General features: G+C 38.7%; 16 protein-coding genes. 4 read left to right on the top strand and 12 right to left on the bottom strand.

Annotated elements, in window-relative coordinates; genetic code table 11:
- Positions 1-4: 4 nt before the first annotated feature.
- Together addA and addB are read right to left on the bottom strand one after the other, a co-directional pair.
- Positions 5-3,727, bottom strand: coding sequence for a helicase-exonuclease AddAB subunit AddA (gene addA / locus ACI6MV_RS17700; protein ID WP_407271660.1), 3,723 nt, complete (start codon positions 3,725-3,727; stop codon positions 5-7).
- Positions 3,727-7,212 (bottom strand): helicase-exonuclease AddAB subunit AddB, encoded by a 3,486-nt coding sequence (addB, locus tag ACI6MV_RS17695; RefSeq protein ID WP_407271659.1) that lies wholly within the window; start codon positions 7,210-7,212, stop codon positions 3,727-3,729. Before addB ends, addA begins: the two co-directional genes overlap by 1 nt.
- 83 nt (positions 7,213-7,295) lie before the next feature.
- Between addB and ACI6MV_RS17690 the strand changes: the two genes are divergently transcribed.
- Positions 7,296-8,429: an MFS transporter gene (locus ACI6MV_RS17690; protein ID WP_407271658.1), complete on the top strand. Its 1,134-nt coding sequence runs from the start codon at positions 7,296-7,298 to the stop codon at positions 8,427-8,429.
- A 547-nt stretch (positions 8,430-8,976) separates the two neighbouring features.
- Here the strand turns inward: ACI6MV_RS17690 and lepB are convergent.
- Together lepB and ACI6MV_RS17680 are read right to left on the bottom strand one after the other, a co-directional pair.
- A complete protein-coding gene (gene lepB, locus ACI6MV_RS17685) occupies positions 8,977-9,525 on the bottom strand; it encodes a signal peptidase I (RefSeq protein WP_407271657.1) in 549 nt (182 codons plus the stop codon).
- 64 nt (positions 9,526-9,589) lie between these two features.
- Positions 9,590-10,240: a TVP38/TMEM64 family protein gene (locus ACI6MV_RS17680; protein WP_407271656.1), complete on the bottom strand. Its 651-nt coding sequence runs from the start codon at positions 10,238-10,240 to the stop codon at positions 9,590-9,592.
- Between the two features lie 249 nt (positions 10,241-10,489).
- Between ACI6MV_RS17680 and ACI6MV_RS17675 the strand changes: the two genes are divergently transcribed.
- The gene (locus tag ACI6MV_RS17675) at positions 10,490-10,894 is read left to right on the top strand and encodes a YhjD family protein (protein WP_407271655.1); all 405 of its coding nucleotides are present in this window, start codon (positions 10,490-10,492) and stop codon (positions 10,892-10,894) included.
- Positions 10,895-10,912: 18 nt separating this feature from the next.
- On the opposite strand, the gene ACI6MV_RS17670 is transcribed toward ACI6MV_RS17675, so the two are convergent.
- Positions 10,913-11,317 carry a hypothetical protein gene (locus tag ACI6MV_RS17670; RefSeq protein WP_407271654.1) on the bottom strand — a complete coding sequence of 135 codons (405 nt, stop codon included), beginning with the start codon at positions 11,315-11,317 and terminating at the stop codon, positions 10,913-10,915.
- 211 nt (positions 11,318-11,528) lie between these two features.
- Entirely contained in the window at positions 11,529-11,993 is a 465-nt protein-coding gene (locus ACI6MV_RS17665; protein ID WP_407271653.1) for a competence protein ComK, read from the bottom strand.
- 245 nt (positions 11,994-12,238) lie between these two features.
- Here ACI6MV_RS17665 and ACI6MV_RS17660 point away from each other — a divergent pair, with 245 nt between their 5' ends.
- Entirely contained in the window at positions 12,239-12,703 is a 465-nt protein-coding gene (locus tag ACI6MV_RS17660; protein ID WP_407271652.1) for a DUF3939 domain-containing protein, read from the top strand.
- Between the two features lie 52 nt (positions 12,704-12,755).
- Here the strand turns inward: ACI6MV_RS17660 and ACI6MV_RS17655 are convergent, their stop codons facing one another.
- The 4 genes from ACI6MV_RS17655 to ACI6MV_RS17640 all read right to left on the bottom strand — a co-directional run bounded on the left by ACI6MV_RS17655 (position 12,756) and on the right by ACI6MV_RS17640 (position 17,001).
- On the bottom strand, positions 12,756-13,703 hold the full coding sequence (locus ACI6MV_RS17655) for a hypothetical protein (RefSeq protein ID WP_407271651.1): 948 nt from the start codon (positions 13,701-13,703) through the stop codon (positions 12,756-12,758).
- Between the two features lie 22 nt (positions 13,704-13,725).
- Complete coding sequence (locus tag ACI6MV_RS17650) at positions 13,726-14,937, bottom strand: M48 family metalloprotease (protein WP_407271650.1); 1,212 nt, start codon at positions 14,935-14,937, stop codon at positions 13,726-13,728.
- A 254-nt stretch (positions 14,938-15,191) separates the two neighbouring features.
- Positions 15,192-16,187 carry a lipoate--protein ligase gene (lplA, locus tag ACI6MV_RS17645; RefSeq protein WP_407271649.1) on the bottom strand — a complete coding sequence of 332 codons (996 nt, stop codon included), beginning with the start codon at positions 16,185-16,187 and terminating at the stop codon, positions 15,192-15,194.
- An 82-nt stretch (positions 16,188-16,269) separates the two neighbouring features.
- Positions 16,270-17,001: an MBL fold metallo-hydrolase gene (locus tag ACI6MV_RS17640; protein WP_407271648.1), complete on the bottom strand. Its 732-nt coding sequence runs from the start codon at positions 16,999-17,001 to the stop codon at positions 16,270-16,272.
- A 108-nt stretch (positions 17,002-17,109) separates the two neighbouring features.
- Here ACI6MV_RS17640 and yhfH point away from each other — a divergent pair, with 108 nt between their 5' ends.
- Positions 17,110-17,238 carry a protein YhfH gene (yhfH, locus tag ACI6MV_RS17635; RefSeq protein WP_407271647.1) on the top strand — a complete coding sequence of 43 codons (129 nt, stop codon included), beginning with the start codon at positions 17,110-17,112 and terminating at the stop codon, positions 17,236-17,238.
- 203 nt (positions 17,239-17,441) lie between these two features.
- Here the strand turns inward: yhfH and hemY are convergent, their stop codons facing one another.
- Together hemY and hemH are read right to left on the bottom strand one after the other, a co-directional pair.
- Positions 17,442-18,845: a protoporphyrinogen oxidase gene (gene hemY, locus ACI6MV_RS17630; protein ID WP_407271646.1), complete on the bottom strand. Its 1,404-nt coding sequence runs from the start codon at positions 18,843-18,845 to the stop codon at positions 17,442-17,444.
- Positions 18,842-19,786, bottom strand: coding sequence for a ferrochelatase (hemH, locus tag ACI6MV_RS17625; RefSeq protein ID WP_407271645.1), 945 nt, complete (start codon positions 19,784-19,786; stop codon positions 18,842-18,844). Before hemH ends, hemY begins: the two co-directional genes overlap by 4 nt.
- Between the last annotated feature and the right edge of the window lie 56 nt (positions 19,787-19,842).

Below are 19,842 nucleotides of genomic sequence, written 5' to 3'. Positions count from 1 at the left end.
CATTTTACACTTCAATAAGCAGCGCCTGATCAAAGAAGTACAAGTACTTTTGCTTGATCGGTTGCTTCCAAATACCTTCAAGTGCCTTACTATATAAATCCAATTGCACTTGATACCGCTCCTTCAACTTTTTAGCCGATTCGGGAGTTACGGTATCTGCAATCGTATCGGTTTTATAATCAACTAAGATCCAGCCATCATCGTCTTTTATCAAACAATCGACGACACCTTGTATTAATACACCCTCATTAGTGCCGTCCTGCCAAACGTTATACACGTCTTTTGCATCCAAGACAAAGCTAAATGGTACTTCTCGATGAATTTCTTCAGCATTAATTATTTCCTCGGCAATCGGTGTCGCGAAGAAGCGTTCAATGGCTGAAATATCAATCGCATCGGCTTCTTCCATCGTTAATACTTCCTTCGTAACAAGACTGGCTACGAATTCTTTTAACTCATCAGCGTTCCACATGGTTGTTAATGGTAAGTGCTGCATAACGGTATGCATTGCACTACCCTTTTCAGATGCCGTAAGTGTTTTTTGTTTTTGCATAAATCTTGGTCTTCTAATAATTGGCGCTTGGTAAGGTTGGACCAACTGGTCACTGCTATATTCATCTTTGACTTCACGTTGTCGCTTGATTTCGGTCACTGTTTGCTTCGCCCGGTACATCGATGATTGTTCGTATGGGTAACGGAAGGAAAGGCGAGATTCTACTTTTTCAGTTAAGTGGTTGGTATCAAGCTCCACCTGTTTCCAGTCGTTAATTGAATTTTCCAAGTTGACCGTTGACGGCACTTCTGGTTCAGGTAGATTGGTAAACCTACTTCCGTGAACAAGCTGTACGTCCCATTGAGATGAGTCATTTCGAATTTCTTCTGGAACTTGTACATTTACATCTACATAACGTAACTGTTGATTATGATTATGGCGGATTAGAGCGGGGCCTACCCAATCAAGATAGCTCTTTGACTCTAATCTGAAATGCGGTGGTAACACCCAGTTTGGATGATCAACAACTTCCAACCATCTTTCTTGTTTTTTCTCAAAGGAAGCAACATTTGCAACCATAACTAATTTTTCTTTAGCACGAGTAAGCGCTACGTATAACACGCGCATTTCCTCTGCCCAAAGCTCTCGCTGCATCTGCACCTTTAAAGCGTGATACGCTAATGTCGGATACATAATTCTTTTTACTGGGTCGATATATTTACTGCCGAAACCGAGATCCTTGTGCAGCAAATATTTTTGTCTGAGGTCTTGTTGATTAAATTGTTTATCCATCGCACCTAATATAACGGCTGGGAACTCCAACCCTTTACTTTTATGAATGGTCATGATCCGGACTACATCTTCCTGCTCTCCAAGCGCACGTGCTTCACCTAAATCGTCACCACGCTCTTCCATTCGCTCCATAAAGCGAAGAAAGCGAAATAGTCCACGGAAAGAGGTAGATTCATAGTTTCTAGCACGGTCATATAAAGCCCGCAAGTTAGCTTGCCGTTGACGTCCACCTGGAATGCCACCAACAAAATCATAATATCCAGTTTCTCGGTAAATTTGCCAAATCAAATCGGATAACGAACCTTGTCGCGCTCGAATACGCCACTCTTTTAATTGCGACAAAAATTGCTTGAGCGGTTTTGCTTTAGCCTCGTTTGTTGTTTGGCTAAGAAAAGTATTCAACGCATCATAATAAGGCACACGCTTTTTAGCGAGACGAATTTGCGCCAAATCATCTTCATTCAAGCCGACGATTGGTGATCTTAACACAGACGCTAGCGGAATATCCTGTTTCGGATTATCAATTACTTTTAATAGACTTATTAAGATTTTTATTTCGATTGCCTCAAAATATCCAGTTGAAAGCTCAGCATAAACAGGGATTCCTTGCTGCTTTAGTTCCTCTGTAATCGTTGGTGCCCAAGTCATCGATCTCATCAGAATTACGATATCACGATAATGAATATCTCGTTGTGTGTTGGTTGTCTTATCTACCACTTGCATCGGCATAGCATCTTCATGGCCAATCCATTTTTTTATCATTTCTGCGTATGCACGTGCTTCTAATTGAGCCTTTTCTAAATCTTGTACATCTTCCGTTGCTTCTGGTTGGATTTCTTGTTCTTCTTGGGCTTCCCGGTCTATAATCATCAGTTCTGTATCCGTATCATTTAGCGTAAGCTCATCATAAATTTTATTTGCGTAAATCAGTTCAGCATCGGCATCGTAATTCATTTCACCAACTTCTTCATTTAAAAGCTGACGGAAAATATAATTTGTTGCCGATAGTACTTGCGGTCGACTACGGAAGTTACGTGCTAAATCAATTCGTTTCGCTGGATGTTCAGGATTGGCAAACTGTTTATACTTGTTTAGAAACAAGGTAGGCTCTGCATGACGAAAACGATAAATACTTTGTTTTACATCTCCTACCATAAACATATTGCCAGTCCCGTCACGATCTGTAATCATCGTTAGCAATGTTTCTTGAACAAGATTGGTATCCTGGTATTCATCGACAAGCACTTCTGCAAATTTTGACTGTAAATCTTTAGCTACTTTCGATGGTATCGCTTGTTTATCTGAACGTTCATCTAACAATATTTGTAATGTGAAGTGCTCTAAATCGGCAAAATCAACGAGTGCTTTTTCTTTTTTTAGCTGACTGTACTTTTGTTTAAATTGTTTCACTAAGATTGCTAGTTGCTCTATTGTTGGACGGAGTGTTTGCATGTCAGATAAGTAAGAGCTTAATGGTCGTGAAAACCAGTCCTCAGACAGCTTTTTCCATCTTTTTTTATAATTATCTCGTAAACTCTTCACACGGTCCTTTTTACTTTCATCACACGCTGCTTTTTTTCTAGAAAGTGCTTGAAATTTTGCTGAAACAAAAACAGGCTGAACATCATCCCAAGATAGCTGTAGCTTAGCTTTAGCCTCTTTGATTAAAGCAATATCAGCATCAATCGCCTCGGCATAATGATAAGGACCGTCGCTTTCTCTTGTTAGTCCTAAGGCAACTGTTGCTTCATGTTGCATTGCATCCAATTGACTAGCAACTTCCTGTTTAAGTAACGTCAGCCAAGGGATGTTATCTTCTGTTACATTTTCATCCACATCATACATCGCTGTCATTGCATCTAACCACTGCTCTGGCCATGGGTTTTGCATCGAAAAATTATACAACTGTAAAATCAATTCCTCGACTTCTAAATCACTGCGATCACCGGAAAAGCGATCCACCACATCAAAAAATGCTTGTTGCTCTTTTCCTTCTCTACCATACCAGTCCTCGAATAACTCCTCGAGCACCTCCTGGCGAATCAAATCTGCTTCCATGCTATCCGCAATTCGAAAGCTTGGATCAATGTCGATCAAGTAGGCATAACGACGCATCAAATCCATGCAAAAAGAGTGGAGCGTAGATATCGATGCCCGCTGCAATAGTGACAATTGCTTTTTCAAATGGGTGGATGTTGGGTTTTGTTCTAATGCTTTCTCTAGCGCTTCCGCTACTCGATTTCGCATTTCTTGTGCTGCTGCATTCGTAAACGTCACAACCAATAATGCATCAATGTCAACGGGATTGTCACGATTCAAAAGTTTTTGAATGATGCGCTCTACAAGCACTGCAGTTTTCCCTGAACCAGCAGCTGCTGCAACTAATATGTCACTGCCACTCGTATAAATAGCTTGCTCTTGTTGTTCTGTCCACTGTGGCATTAGCGCTCCTCCTTTCTCATGATTGCTCGGATAATGTCTTCGTCTTTCAACTGTTGTAGTCGACGGTAGTTATTTTCAGCTAAAGTCGGATCGAACTGACAAACGGATCTGAAATCGCAATGTGTACAAGCTGTTTTCTGCTCTTGTTGATATGGATTCAAATGAATACCACCATTCGTAATATCCATACCAGCACCCATCATCAATTCTCGAATATAACCTTGTAGTTGTCCGAAGGTTTCCGTGCTTGCTGTATGCGATCCTTTTCGGAACTGTCCATCATTTTTTAAACCTGCAGGTATGACACTGCTCATTCCAGTATCTAAAGATGTGTCCATCATTTTCACAATTCGTTCATTTTCAACAAGTAAGCCCTGCATCTTGAATCGTTTAAAAATCTCTTTTTCTACCGTGTCGTCATCGATGCGCTGTTTTCCTGAGATCATCGGATTGTGGACGTGGAAATACAACACGCCTGCTGGTGATGCTTTTTTCCCTAACCAACTTTCCGAATGAGAAAGCACAACATCCAAGTAGGCAAGCATTTGTAGTGCTATACCATAATATACTTCAGATAGGTTTAACCCTTTTGCGCTAGATTTATAGTCGACAATCCGCAAATATAGTTCTTCTTCATTCACCGCCCGGTCTACACGATCAATTCGGCCACGCAATAAAATATTAAAGCCGTTAGGAAGTTGTAGTTCAATTGGTGGAATCGGCTGATTCGGGCCAAATGCTACTTCCAATCCTACGGGAGAAAAACTACTTTGGCGTGATTGTTCACTTAAAACATACGCGGCTCTGGCAATGACTTGTTCCAGCTTTTGTTGGATATATTGATAACGGTTAGAACTGTGTAATATTTGATGTTGTAATATTGGCGCTAAATTTTGGACCGCACGCTTTGCATAATGAATCGCTTCATCTTTTTGAATATCAGCAAAATTCCGCCCCTCCGCTTGAATCCATTCGGTAATTTTTTTCAATGCCTCGTGGAATAGCTGACCAATATCGGGAGCATCTAATGAGAACATGCGGCGATTTTCCAAGCCTAGACTATAGTTTGCAAAGTGTTGATAAGAACAGCGGTAATACGTCTCTAATCGAGATACACTAGCTTGAACAACATCAGGGTACAGCTCAGCCGTCGTTTCTTTAGAAAGATGCACTGGCTCATTTTTATAAAATAAACTTTTAAGAATCCGGTTGGTCGTCCCATGTTTCTGTTCATGTGTGACATACCAATTATAAACTTCCCACCAAATATCATTTATCGGATATCCGCGTCTTGTTCTCGCTAGCTGCGCAGTTAATGCTGCACGAGTTTTCACAGGTGTACTAATAAATCGGTCTGCATCTACGAGTTCATCGGCATCTTGTAATAACAATGGATCACGACAAGCTGGAAATAAATCAGCTATACGACGTATTAATTGCGATGCCGCTTTTGATTTTCCTTCCGCATCACTTAACGGATAACTAATCCATAAACGATCCTTGGCAACAGTCAAGGCAAGATAAATATAAAACCAATCATCAAGTAACTGACGCTTACTACCATCTGCTAATTTTAAACCGTGTGTTGCAAGTAGTTCACGTTCCTCTTCACTAATCATACCGTCTGCGGCTGGCTTCATCGGCCAAACGCCTTCGTTAACACCGAGTAGAAAACCACACTTCACACCAGTCACTCTTGAACGGTCAATTGTTCCAACAACAACATGGTCCATGCTAGGTGGAACATGAGCGAATTTTAATGACTCCAACCCTGTTTCAATCGTACTTCTGAATAATTGAAGTGACATTTTTTCCTCGCCTACGATTTCTACCATTTCATCTAGCAATTGCATAATTGCATCCCAAACTTGTTCTTGCTCCCTGCCCTGCTCGGTATAGCCCTTGTTATCGAGTTGATCACGCACTTGCTCCAATTGTTGCGGGACACCAAGCGATTCCAGCCATTGAAATAAGACAACCGCTTTTTCTTGTATCGTATTTGCCGCCCTTAGTCCTTCATCAACCGTTTGAAGTGCAAGCATAACCTGCTTCCGATATCGATTAATTCGCTTTTGTGCTTGCTTTTCTTGATCTGTTTGTGCTCCTTTATCAAAGCCACGGAATCGTTGAAATATCCACGGCTTGTCACTACACCAGCGATTCCTACCGCGAATGCCGTACTCTAACACATAATTTTCTAATTCATCAATCGCATCCTCATTTAATGGATAATCACGATCGCGAACTGGTATCAAGCCTGTTTTCAATACACGAAAAACAGCTTCATACCGCCAGTTTCCTTCTATCATATCAAGTAACGATCGCACTAATTCAACGAGCGGATGGTTCAGCATTGTCCGTTTCTCGTCAATAAAAACTGGTATACCATAATCACGAAAAACAGTATCAATTAAATCATGGTATACATCTGATTGACGCATTAAAATTGCCATATCTTTAAAGCGATAATTTTGTTCACGTATTAATCGAAGAATTTCTTGCGCTACCCCTTCCACTTCTGCTCTCGGATGTACCGCTTGGGCAAGTTGAATTGGTACATTGCCCTCAAACGCAGGTGCAGGTCGAACATCAAAATATTTTTCCAAATGGGCAAAATACGGACGGTCAGCAAATACACCTTCTTGCTCGTCTAAAACTTGGACATCAACAACGTGACCATTTGCTTTAGCTATTTCACAAATCGCTTCATATGTTTGTTTCGTTTGACTAAATAAATCAAGCTCTGTAACTGTATCGCTTGGCTCATCCATTGTAAGGGTCACCGTTATATGCTCGGCCTTATCTAGTAATCTCTCAACAACAAACAGTTCTTGCGGCGTAAAACGGTGAAACCCATCCAAGTACACTTCTGCATCATCGAGAAATGCTGCATCTTGTAAGCGGTCCGCCAACAACTGCAGTTGATCCTCACTATCGATATAATGACCAGCTAATGATTCAACTAAACGATTATATATATAGCCCAAATCCTCTAATTTGTTTTTAAGTGTCACCTCACCGGAATACTGATGCGTATAGCGATCAATTTCAGCAATTTGCTCTGCAATCATTTCCGGGGAAATACGGTATCTTTTAAATTCTGTAATCATGTGTTCCAATTGTTCCATAAATCCTTGCTTCTCAATTGCCTTCTGAAAAACATTCCAATCCGACTTACGTTCTTCTGTAATTTTGCGGAGCAGCATTTGTATACCTGTCGAGCTAATAAACTTTTTTGTACCTCCGCCAGTTTCTTGTAATACGCGCCACGTTAGTCGAGAAAAACTAAATACTTGGGCTCGAATAGTTCCAGTTAGCTTATCTCTGTTAAGTAGTGCATATTCCTGCTGAAACGTCATTTGGTCTGGGACGATATAAAGTATTGGCGGGCCTTGTGGGTTTTCCAGTAATTTCGCTTCAATTTCCTCCAGCACCGTTTCACTTCGCTTTGATCCAGCTTTTCCAATTAAAAAACGAATCCCCATATGATCCTCTCCTTCTTGCTGCACATCTTTCGTTTCCGTACATAGACTACATTAGCCTAGTTCAAGTAAAGTAAGGTGATGGCATGTATAACAAAGCATTTACCGCTTGTACACTTATTATTTGTTCGATATTCATTGCAAGTAGCATTTATGTGATGATTCCACTGCAACCAGCACTGGCAAGCTTGCATGAAACATCGATCGCCTATGTCTCTTTATCTAGTACGTTATTTGTTTTATTTTATGCATTTGGTTTGCTCGTATTTGGTAGTTTAGCAGAAAAATTTCCTCATCGCACAATTTTATTAAGCGGGATGGGGATGTTGTGCATAGTAACATGGCTACTCTCTTCAGTAAGCTCTTTGGAACATGTGATTATACTGCGTATATTTCAAGGCTTTTTTGCTGCTAGCTTTGCGCCTGTTACGTTTAGCTACTGCCTTATTATTTTTCAAGGAAAGCTACATTCCTGTGTAATTGCCATGATAAATACCGGCTTTTTGTTTGCCGGTGTTTTTGGACAGATTGTGTCTGTTTTTTTTGCCTCTCTTTATTCGTATCAAGCTGTGTTTATTGCATTTGGCTGCTCCTACCTATTGTGTTTCATTTTACTGTCTTGGACGTTACAGCCTACAGTTAACCATTCTTCTTTGAATAATCAATGGCTGTCTACTATTTTATCATGTTTTCGCCATCAAACATTGCGAAAGCTCTACACAATTGCCGTTTTCCTATTGTTTACGGTTATGCTATTTTATGGTTCCTTTGAAATATATATTTATGAAGCGTGGCGAACATTTCCCTTTTCCGTGCAAGCATTTCGGATAATTAGCTTATTAGGCATTGTACCAGCATTTTTTGCTAGCCGTCTAATCGAACGATTTGGAGCGAAAAAGGTCATGCTTTTTCAATTTGGCCTAATGGTAGTTGGTTTTTCACCTGCAATAGTAGTACTTAACGTGGTAACAGTGCTTGTATCTTCACTTGCAATGATTGCCTCCACATCATTAACTATTCCATTGGTCGTCTTACTCGTAGGTAAACACGCACCTGTAGGAAGAGCGATAGCTGTTGCGATCTATTCATTCATGCTCCTAATCGGTGCGAGTTTTGGTTCTACATTTGCTGCTTATGTATCATTTCCACATGTACTCGTTTTGATTTGCACCTTATTCATACTATTATCCCTGTTCGCGCGGCTACTTCCTAGTGATTAAAGGATAAGAAAATATCGTACGATCATATGCAGAATGAGCTACTTCTTATCCGCTTGCCACTTTAACCAAGACTCTTCTCGTAAACGTTGTTGCTTTTTAATTCATATTTGAAGTAAAATGCGACGTAGTAGAGATTGCTAATCCAGCGCTGCGGAAAAATACGCCCTTTCCGCGGGGAACGCTCTACTCCTCCTCGATCGCAAAGAGCGCTCTCTGCAGGGTCTTCAGACTGTTCCTTTCCCGCTGGAGTGGCGTATTTTTCCACAGCTTAGGGTAGTTTTCTGTTACGCATCTTTTATGAAGCGTAGGCCCTCCACTTTGACTCCTGCGGGACTAGCGGCGTAAGTGAGACCCCGCAGCGCGAAAGCGCGAGGAGGCTCACTAGCCCCCCGCGGAAAGCAAAGTGGAGGGACGGAGCGGTGCACATGTATGATAAGTGAATACCTAAGCACTACGACGCATTCCAGCTATATTGCGCACTAACAAAGAACGCGTGGATGAAATGAAATTCACGCGTTCTTTGTTAGTAATTTGAATTCAACCTTATTTATTTCGTTAAACTAAACGCCAATTGTGACATTGGCCAATAAATGATATCAACCTTGCCAACAACTGTATCAGTTTCAATAAATCCAAAATAGCGACTATCATAACTGTCTTTACGGTTATCACCCATAACGAATAATTTTCCCTCTGGCACAATTGTAGTACCCGTTTTTTCTTCAAGGGAAAAATCCTCCGTAATTTGGTTTCTTGCTGTGGCTTTCAATGGCTCTAAATAGGTTTCGTTTATTTTGATAGCGTTTACATACAAAGAATCATCTTTAAATTCAATATGGTCTCCTGGTAAACCAATCACTCTTTTGACATAATCTTCTTCATCATTGGCGTGAAATACAATAACATCAAACCTGTTAATGTCATGCCAATCATAAACCACTTTGTTTACCATCAATAGATCGCCATCATGTAAAGTTGGTTCCATTGATTTTCCATCGACTACATAGCTTGCAAATAAATAAGAGCGAAAAAATACCGCTATAATAACAGCGATCACTATTGTTCGGACAATTGTCCAAAATGTCTTTTTTTTCATACTCTTTTCCTCCAAAGGTTCTCCAATATAACTATATTCTACCCTTGAAGGAAATATCTTAACCCTATTCATCTTGTACATTTTCACTTAAACGAGCCCTTTTTTGCAATCGTCGCTCCATATACTTTCCAAACAACCAAAACAAGACAATTCCAATCCCAACTAGAATTGTTTTGAGGGGGTTCTGCGCGAATGATGCAATGCTGTCTCCTACGAAAGAAACTGAGAAAATCATGATTGCTTTACCGAGAATGACAGCTAGTGCGAATTGCTGAAACTTAATCTGTGATAAAGCAGCAACAAAATTCACAATTGCTGATGGTGAGAATGGAAACGCCATTAAAAAAAAGAGCGGACCAAATCCATGTTTTTCTAGCCAAGATGTTATTTTAATCACTTGCTTGTTTCTTTTAATCCATTTAAAGAGTCGGATCTCTCCCAGTTTCCGAACTAACAGAAATACACACATAGCTCCTGCGCTAGCACCAATCCATGATAGTAAAAAACCTTTGAACAACCCATAAGCCGCTGCGTTAGTCACAACAAATACGAATAATGGTAAAAAGGATAGAAACGCTTCAAGAAATGGCAAAAGTATTCCTGGTAACGGTCCCCAGCTCTCATATGTTTGAAGTAATTGCACAATGAAATCATCAAATCGATTGTCCTCGATCATATCTCTAATTTCTGACATATCGATGTCGAATATATACATAATTTAAATCCCCTTACAGGCATATAATCTATCTAGACGCACACATTACGTTACACCGTTTTGTAAGTAACAGCTAGTACTATATTTTTATTTTCCTCACTTCATTTTAAAGTAAACACGTTAAATTTCCTACTTTTAACTATTATTTATTTGTTAAGTATTTCCTATCTAATAAAAGCATATTTTGATTCATCTTATCATATATTTGCGGTATAATAGAACATACGTTCCACACAGGAGGAATCACCTATGCGGTATCTCAACAAAGAGGAATTAGAAATTGGGGTTCGTTTTTTATTCCTTTCTATGGCTATTATTGTTATTCAAAAAGATGAACATAGCATTCAACAAGGGCAATTCAAAATAAAAGAACCTTACCTTGCACTTTTAAATAAGATGGAGCATGTTGCTATTGCTGAACGCAAACAATTACGAAAACACATGTTTGATAATCAAATGCAAGTCGTGTCTTTGAATAAAAATGACTCCTTCTCATCGTTTCTTTTCTTATGTAAAGGAAGAGAAGAGAAGCGAAATTACTTTAACCCTACGATTCGAAAAAATGTAGAAATGATTCTCTACGAATTAATGCAAAAGGCGGGAAAATCTCATCAACTACACCCTTCCCCATCGGAAATGATTAGAACACAATAGAGCACTGCAGGCAGCGCTCTATTGTTTAATAATGGTATTTTCACTATCATTTGGCTCATCTGTACCTAATTCCGATAATAAATCATTCAAGTTATAACTAACCCCTAATGCGTCTATTTCAATAATGGTATCTCCATTCTCACTTTTTAAAAGGAAGCCACCGTCTTGTAATTGATTAAGGAGCCCTGTTGCAATATTACTCTCCAACCACGAACTACTATTTGTAAGATCCTTTCCTTGATTAAGGAGTTGATCAGGTTGAAAGCCAAAAAATGTCACTAATACTAGACCTATAGCCGATAAGACTATAGCGATTCGAAAGAGTGATTTGATAATTCCAACGACAATAAAAATCACAACAACAACCATAACTATACTTATGAAGGAATGCTCCAACAAATAATTAGTAAGACTAGACTCCATATTGAGGCCCCTTTCTTGCTGACTGAGAAATATATGGTATTCGTCCTTTTATTGCTAATTATATTGTTTCCATTATTCCTATTAATTAACCATAATAACAACTACATATATACCTTTATTGAAATAGGCCCTTTACTTCACATAGTAAAATATTTTTTGTTAACATAAATTTAAACTAAGATTTTGATTCAGATTAAAAATGTTATGTTTTTTACAAATCATTAAGGCGATTTTCTAAAATATACCGATATTGAGCAGTTCTGCGCAATTGATTTGATAAGGAACCAAAAGAGACATCTAGTAAAATTGATACACCGTTTACAAAGGTGACTTGTGTTTTCTCATTAGAGGATTTAATAATACTCTCCACATGCGAGTGTGCTATCCAAGAGCACTTGGGGTTCTGAGGTGAAGTTGTGGGAAAGAAATACATCCCACCGGAAGGGGCAATGGATATAGGTGCTTTGTGTGATATACCACATACAGTTTTTGTCCCGTCCTGCCTGCCCTTAAGGCTGCTTCCGAAAAATCTACAGGCAGAATCTATTACTTTTCTAGTAACGTGGTGTACGTAATAACTCTCATCATCTTCTAATATCTGTGCTACATAGCTTCCATCTACCTCCTTTGCAAGCACAGCCATTGTTTCTAAATTTATTTCATAATCCTTTTTCATATTTTTCCTTCCTTTCCATCTATGGAAAAAAGGACCTAATACCAATTTACCAAATAACTACAAAAATTGGTAGTAAAAATAAAAATTTTACAAAAAATTGTTTAATTTGCTATGATTTTACTATTATAAACCGTCGAAATGTGGTAAAAATAAAGGCTTGGCACCAAAATTGTCTTAATTTGTTATAATGAAGATACCTAAACATACCAAACTACAATACATAATTTTGAAAGGAGATTATACTTTTGGGTTTTTTTAGAAAGAAACAGAGCGAATCACACCAAGAACATTCCTATCCAACAAAGGATATTTCCAAGCAACAAATTAGAAAGGCTATCCAAGAATATAGTAGTCGATTACCTGATAAAGTGCCCTTGAGTGTAATTTCAAAAGATGATTTATCCATTGATTACGATTTGTTGGCCCCTATTCTAAAAGCCAAGCCAAAGCAAACCTACTACATGTCCAAGGAAACGTATGAGGTTTTTGAAGAGCACGAACAACAGCTTGCATTAGAGGTTGATATGGTTCAAAAAGCTGTTGATAATTATATGAAACAAACAGATGAACTCCCTGTGATAGAGGCTGATCCATACAAAAAAGTAAGTCTTCACAAATTAGAAAAGTTGCGTTTAATCGACTACAGACCAAATAGAGAATATTATATCACTAATGAAGAGTATTTAATTACCTCCCAAAAACCAGACTAGCGTTTGCAAAAACAGAAGAGGTGCAGGGGGAATATCCACTGCACCTCCATACTTAATCTAAATCGGCTGCTTCCAACGAAGTTCTCCACTCTTGCTCTAATCGTCCAATTGCCTGTTTCGTTTTCGTCTGTAATTCTCTTAATTTACTTAATGCCGTGCTCGTTTCACGATACATTTGATCTACTTGATGGCTTGAATCATTGATTTTGCCTTGAACGAACCAATCGGTAATTAAACCATCAAAAAAGTAATCCGCAAAGGTAAGACCACCTGATATAGAAAGATTAACAGCTAGTGTCTCCCCGATATCATCAAGTTCATCAGCAAATTTTCTCAGGTGTGATTGTGCATAGTGAATTTGGCCTTTAGCGTCATCGATTTTACTATGCTTTACTGCAGTCGTAATCATTCCACCACCAAGCATATCTAGCGTCCCCCAGTTAGACGCACTATTTAGTGAATCCTTTGCGCTAGAAAGTGCTCGTAGTGCTCTGGTACCTGCATCTAATGCTTCTTGAATTTCATTCGAATCCGATTTTAATTCTGCGATTTGTTCGGTTAACTCAAAAGCACGTTTTCCGTCTTGGTCATCATGGGATAACAAGTATTGCTGCTTTTTTTCTAATAGTGCTTGATACGCTCTCTCCGGATCACCAAGTTTACGAATCTTGTTAATAAGTACAGTTACTTCCTGTTCCATTTCTTTCACTGTGTCTTTAGCTTCCTGCCATTTCAATTGGGCTTGTAACATCTCTTGCTTTTCTTCCTGCAGCCTTTCTTCCTTTTTTCCAGCAATCGTTAGGAACATGCCTGTTAAACTAATACTTTCTAATTTCTCTACATCAACTTTCTCTTCGTCTAATCGTCTTTTGTAGCGACCTTCTTTTTCTTCGAGTACTTTTACGTGACGCATTAGATTATCCTTTTGGCGCTTTAACTTGGTTAGTTCTAACTGCTTTTCTTTTTCATCCATTAATTCCTTATTTAACTGCTCAATCATATCTAATCACCTCTACTATTACCTACGAGGAAGAGGTGGCTTTTGTTTCACGTTTTTCGATTTCTTTTTCCACTAATTGTATTCTCTCTTTAATCGTTGGATGCCCCCAACGCATCCATTTCACCCATGAAATAGGATTTATATCACTCTTAGATTGGATAGCTAATCGCCTGAAACTCTCAACAGCAGGCTGCAGCTCTTTTGTATTTTCTATAGCATATCGATCTGCCGACAATTCAATTTGTCTAGAAACAAATAAAGAAATCGGCTGGGTAGCGGTTAAAAGAATAGAAAGTATTAAAAGCAACAATGGGATGGAACGTAAAGCGTACCTGGTTTGTGCTCGTTTCTTTCCGTGCCAATTAAGCCATACTCGCGGAAAAATAATCGCAGTCACAAATAGTAAAACGAAACTAGACAATAAATATCCTGCTACGCCGATATATACATGATGCTTCACGTAATGCCCAATTTCATGTGCTAAAATAAACAATATTTCATCCTCGTTCATCCCATTCAACGTTGTGTCCCATAATACTATCCGGGCATTACCCATGATTCCTGTAACATAGGCGTTAAATGTGGTCACCTTTTCACTCATGTTTACTTGAAGCAATGTAGCATCCTCTAAACCTAGATTTGCTGCAACATCCTCAATCTTCGTTCGTAGCGGACCTTCTTCCATTGGTGTAAATTCCTCATATAATGGATCAATCCAAACAGGTTGTACATAAATCACGAAAAGCACAACTGGTAAAGCTAGCAACCAGGCGAACAGCCACCAATATGTTTTAAATTTAGCTAGTAATAGTCGAACAACATAAATACCAGCTGCCATCATCAGCCCAAAAAACACTAAATCGAGGCCCCTTTCGGCAATCCAGTCTGCAAATGGTTGGATGCTTGTACCTTCTTGTAAGGACAATTGATACCAGAGAAAATTAAACGGGAATTGAATGATTTCATATACCACTACGAGCACGAATGCAAAGACGAGTGTATTGAGCCATTGTTTTTTAGAAAAGTGCTCAATTCGATCTATCCACGCACTCGCCCAATTACTTTTTATGAGACTGTATAACAAAATCCACTCTAACGGAAGCTTTGAAAAGAATACCGCATGCGCAAGCGCAGCATAAGTAGAATCCGAATATGTTTCAAGTGGGTAAAAATATAAAAAATAACTCCATATTGCTAGTAAATAGATAACATAAGCTAACATCACTTTTTTCATGTTCTTATCCCCTTTACACGAACTGTACTTCTATGTATATTGCTTAAAGTACGCTTTATTAACTGTTCTATTAATAAACAAACGATAGATAAAATCCCTTACCAGCTATGGCAAGGGATTTTACAGTTTATTAGTATTAATCAATTTCATAATTACGACTTTCAACAATTCACATCCGCATAGTTGGATTAAGCCGTCTTCAAACTAAATGCGGATGTGCATTTACTATGTACGGTAATTATGAAATTATTAACTCAGTATAACAAGCTTACAAATTCTTCTTTGGAGATTTTTCCTAGATAATGCGGAATCTCAATGTCCTCTAGTGCAGCATCAATAGCCTGACGCTCATAACGAACCCCAACGAGACGGTCTTCAATATCCTTCACGTTTCCGATACCGAAGAAATCGCCATAAATCTTACAATTCTCAATCATACCTTTTTTTACATCTAAACGTACATCAACAAGACCACCTGCAAATTTATGCGACTGTTGGGTGTTAAATTGCGGTGACTTCCCATAATTCCAGTCCCAACGTTGATAACGTTCCTTCGAAAGCTTATGGATATTCTCCCAATCTTGTTCTGTTAATTTATACTGTGGAACATCGGCAATGTCTTTCACGTCAAATATATAACGCAAAATTGTTGCCTTAAATTCATCCATCGGTAGTTTTTCGTCCATAAATTCAGAAATATTAACAACTCTACTTCGAATTGATTTAATACCCTTGGATTGGATTTTTTCCATTTTCACATTCAAAGCGGATACTACATTCTCAATTTCAGAATCATACATTAAGGTACCATGACTGAACATTACACCTTTTGTAGAAAACATCGCATTACCAGAGATTTTTCGTCCATCGGCAACAAGATCATTTCTTCCCTTTAACTCCGCTGGTACTCCCAGTTCATTTAATGCATCCACAACAGGCTTTGTAAATTTAGCGAAGTTTTGAAAGCTATCGCCATCATCTTTCGTTATAAAACTAAAGTTTAAATTCCCAAGATCGTGGTACACTGCACCTCCGCCGGACAAACGACGAACAACATGAATACCGTTTTGATCCACATAGTCGGTATTGATTTCTTCAATTGAGTTTTGGTTTCTACCAATAATAATCGATGGCTCGTTAATGTAGAACAACAAATATGTATCGTCTTTGCCAAAGTTATTTAACACATATTCCTCAATTGCCAGGTTAATATGTGGATCAGTAATTCCTTCATTATCAATAAATTTCAACCTTACCCACTCCTTTATACTTGTACATCCAAATCTATTGTAAGATAAACTAAAAACAAGGGCAATTATGGGAACTTATATTCTAAATTTCCCATGTTAAGCCTTCGTCTGCCAACTGAATCTTCCCACTAAAATATTTGCTCGCTTGCTCTAGTAAATCATTACGATTGCCAAAGTGCGGATGATGACTCAAAATAAGCTGCTTCACTTTAGCAGCACTGGCGATTTCAGCACCCTCTTTACTGTTCATATGTCCAGCTTTGGTGCCATCTTGATCTTCATAGAAATTACAATCTGTTATTAATAAATCTGCATTTTCACTAAACGGAATGAATTCCGGTATATAGCTGGAATCAGCTGTATATACGATTGTTTTTTCTCCATCAGTGATGCGCATCGCATAGCATGTTACGGGATGATTGGTTTTCATAAATTGGATGTTAAAAGGGCCGACTTCGAGTGAACCTTCAGGATCATAGGCAATTCCTTCTGTAAAATTATGTGTTAGCTTTATAAATGCCTCCTCATCTTCGGCATGTCCATAAATAGGTAAAATATCTTCCGTTTGATTTAACGAATTTTGAACGAGCCAACTGTACTGTAACACACCAACATCTGCAATATGATCATTATGATAATGGGAAAGCACAACTGCATCAATTTCCTTCGGCTGTTTATACGCTTGTAATCGAGATAAAGCCCCACTTCCACAGTCGATTAGACAAGTAAAGCCATCTTTTTCTAGTAAATAAGACGAAGTGGCAGCTCCTTGTTCTGGATAAGCACCCCAAAATCCAATGATTGTTAGTTTCATTTTATCAATCCTTTCATTAAAAATTTTCAATTGTTATACAACATTTTATTGATTGTTGCATATTGTTATAGTACAATGAATTAACAATAAAAAGTTGGAGGGATTACCATGCTAAGTATCGTTGAATTTTTCCGAAATCTACCCCCAAAAAAGTGTTCTAAATGCGGCAATATGATTGATGAAAAAGCCGATTGTTACAGCAATGTATGCGATAATTGCGATCACCCTGCACTATAATAAAACACGGCCTATTATGTATATGTTCCCTGAGTAGCTTATCTTTAAGCTACTCTTTTTTGTTATAATACAGTCATATCTAATATCGTTCATGAAGCTTAGATTTATATAACATCTATTTTCTTCTATCATACCACGTACAAATACAAAAAACTGCACTTCCAACATTATTGTGCTCTGACAATTGGGTGCAGTTCTTAAAGTTATTTTAAATATTCTAGTACATGATCAACAGCGGCTTCACCTTGGTCAATACAATCTGGTATGCCAATCCCCTTATAGGAACAACCGGCTAAATAAACACCTGGAAGCTCCTGACTCATCGCTTCTCGTATTGTATCTAAACGTTGTTTGTGTCCAACAGAATATTGTGGCATTGCATTTTCCCAGCGCGTAATCACGGAGAACAATGGTTTATCTGTAATTGCCATTGTCTTGTTTAAATCTTGTAAAGCAATTTCCAAAATTTCTTCATCGGTTAAATGAACAACATCTTCATCACCCGGACGCCCTAAATAACAACGCAATAAAGCTTTTCCTTCTGGTGCTGCTGTTTCAGGCCATTTTTTATGTGTCCACGTACAGGCTGTAATCCGGTAATCGCTGTTTCTTGACACAAGAAAGCCTGTCCCATCAATGTCCTGTTTAATTGCAGATTGATCAAATGCGATCGCGATATTCGCAACAGAAGTCGCCTTCATGTCTTTCAATGGGTCTACGATAGAATATTGGCTCAGTATTTGCGGTACAGCAAAAAATGGGGTCGCCATAATCACAGCGTCTGCTTTATATACTTCGCCATTGCCAAGTAATAAATTGTAATACGCATCCTTCTTTTCCACATGATCGACAGAGACACCTTTTACCACAGTATCTTCCGCTAGCTGTGATTCAATTGCTTCCACTAGTGACTCCAAACCATTTCTTAAGCTATAGAACATGCCTTGTTTTGGGCCTTTCGTTTTTGTTTTCTTCTTCGTTGTTGCTTGCAAACCTTTAACTAGGCTTCCATATTGTTGCTCTAATTGATAGAAGTTTGGAAAAGTGGCCATTAAACTAAGGTCATCAATATCTCCAGAATAAATGCCAGAGAGCAGCGGTTCCACCAAGTTTTCCACAAGCTCATCACCGAAACGTCGGCGAAAAAATTTTCCTAAAGACTGATCGTCTACTTGGTTTCCCTTTGATAAGAAAAAGTCACCTGCCGCACGCAGCTTTCCTAATGGTGAAAACAAACTGGAAAATAAAAACGGCTTTACTTCCGTAGGAATACCCATGAAAGAACCACTCGGTATTTTGTGAAGCTTACCATTCACAAGGATATACGATTGACCCGTTCCATTACGAACAAGGTCTGCTTCTAAACCAACCGCTTTTGCCAATCGTGCCGCTGACTCTTTACGGATAAGAAATGAATCCGGACCACGCTCAATCGTAAAACCATCTCTGCGCTCTGTTCGAATTTTTCCACCTAAGCGTTCACTCGCCTCAATTAACTTTACTTTATAGGGCAGTTGTTGTTCTTCGATTTGCTTTTGCAAGTAATAGGCAGCTGTTAATCCTGTAATTCCGCCACCGATTACAGCAATTTGTTTTTCATTAGTCATGAAACTTTCACATGTTCAAATTTATTTAAGATTACTTTACTTAGTGTCGCAATGAACTGTGGCTCTGCATTCGGCATTGGTGGACGGTGATAGTTAGCTCCTAATTCATCACAAACAACTTTACATTCATAATCGTTGTCGAAAAGTACTTCTAAGTGATCTGCTACAAATCCTACAGGTGCGTACACAAATGAACGATAGCCTTTCTGTTCATACAACTCCCTCGTAAGGTCCTGAACATCTGGACCAAGCCATGGGTCTGGTGTGTTGCCTTCACTTTGCCAACCAATTGCATAGTTCGTAATTCCAGTTGCTTCACTAATTAGTTCAGCAGTGCGTTTTAATTGATCTGGATATGGGTCACCATTTTGAATGATTTTTTCTGGTAAACTATGGGCAGAAACAACGAGACAAGCCTTGCTTTTCTCTTGTTCATCCATATTTGCATAAATAGCCTCAATCGCATCGGACCAATATTTAATAAAGCCTGGTTCGTCATACCAGCTTTCCACCGATGTAATTGTTAAGTTGCCTAGCTTTTCTGCTTCTTTTTGTGCGCGACCGTTGTATGACTTAACGCTAAATGTAGAATAGTGTGGAGCTAATACAATTGACACCGCTTCTTCTATACCATCTGCTACCATCTGTTGTACTGCATCTTCAATGAACGGTTCAATATGTTTTAGTCCTAGGTATTGAACAAATTCAACTTCGTCTTGTACCTCGTTCAATTTTGCTTCAAGAGCTTTTGCTTGTTTTTCGGTAATCTCTGCAAGTGGAGAAATGCCGCCAATTGCTCGGTAGCGGTCTGTTAAATCTTGTAGCATTTCTGGAGTAGGCTTTCGACCATGCCTAATATCTGTATAGTACCTTTCAATGTCTTCTTCTTTATACGGTGTACCGTAAGCCATTACGAGTAAACCAACCTTTTTTTTAGCCACTTCCCAAACACCTCTCTATTTATTTAATATAGCTCATTTCATAACACAAATGAGTC

The sequence above is a fragment of the Radiobacillus sp. PE A8.2 genome (assembly GCF_045635475.1).
GTDB lineage: Bacteria > Bacillota > Bacilli > Bacillales > Amphibacillaceae > JBJGXI01.
Note: the sequence above shows the minus strand (reverse complement) of the source record. Positions and strands in the feature narration are given on the sequence as shown.

Coding starts and splice junctions, on each gene's coding strand:
- hemY (WP_407271646.1), bottom strand. CDS start 18,845: ATGACTAATGAAAAACAAATTGCTGTAATCGGTGGCGGAATTACAGGA.
- ACI6MV_RS17640 (WP_407271648.1), bottom strand. CDS start 17,001: ATGAAACTAACAATCATTGGATTTTGGGGTGCTTATCCAGAACAAGGA.
- ACI6MV_RS17675 (WP_407271655.1), top strand. CDS start 10,490: ATGCGGTATCTCAACAAAGAGGAATTAGAAATTGGGGTTCGTTTTTTA.
- ACI6MV_RS17670 (WP_407271654.1), bottom strand. CDS start 11,317: ATGGAGTCTAGTCTTACTAATTATTTGTTGGAGCATTCCTTCATAAGT.
- yhfH (WP_407271647.1), top strand. CDS start 17,110: ATGCTAAGTATCGTTGAATTTTTCCGAAATCTACCCCCAAAAAAGTGT.
- addB (WP_407271659.1), bottom strand. CDS start 7,212: ATGGGGATTCGTTTTTTAATTGGAAAAGCTGGATCAAAGCGAAGTGAA.
- ACI6MV_RS17655 (WP_407271651.1), bottom strand. CDS start 13,703: ATGATTGAGCAGTTAAATAAGGAATTAATGGATGAAAAAGAAAAGCAG.
- ACI6MV_RS17690 (WP_407271658.1), top strand. CDS start 7,296: ATGTATAACAAAGCATTTACCGCTTGTACACTTATTATTTGTTCGATA.
- lepB (WP_407271657.1), bottom strand. CDS start 9,525: ATGAAAAAAAAGACATTTTGGACAATTGTCCGAACAATAGTGATCGCT.
- ACI6MV_RS17680 (WP_407271656.1), bottom strand. CDS start 10,240: ATGTATATATTCGACATCGATATGTCAGAAATTAGAGATATGATCGAG.
- ACI6MV_RS17650 (WP_407271650.1), bottom strand. CDS start 14,937: ATGAAAAAAGTGATGTTAGCTTATGTTATCTATTTACTAGCAATATGG.
- ACI6MV_RS17665 (WP_407271653.1), bottom strand. CDS start 11,993: ATGAAAAAGGATTATGAAATAAATTTAGAAACAATGGCTGTGCTTGCA.
- addA (WP_407271660.1), bottom strand. CDS start 3,727: ATGCCACAGTGGACAGAACAACAAGAGCAAGCTATTTATACGAGTGGC.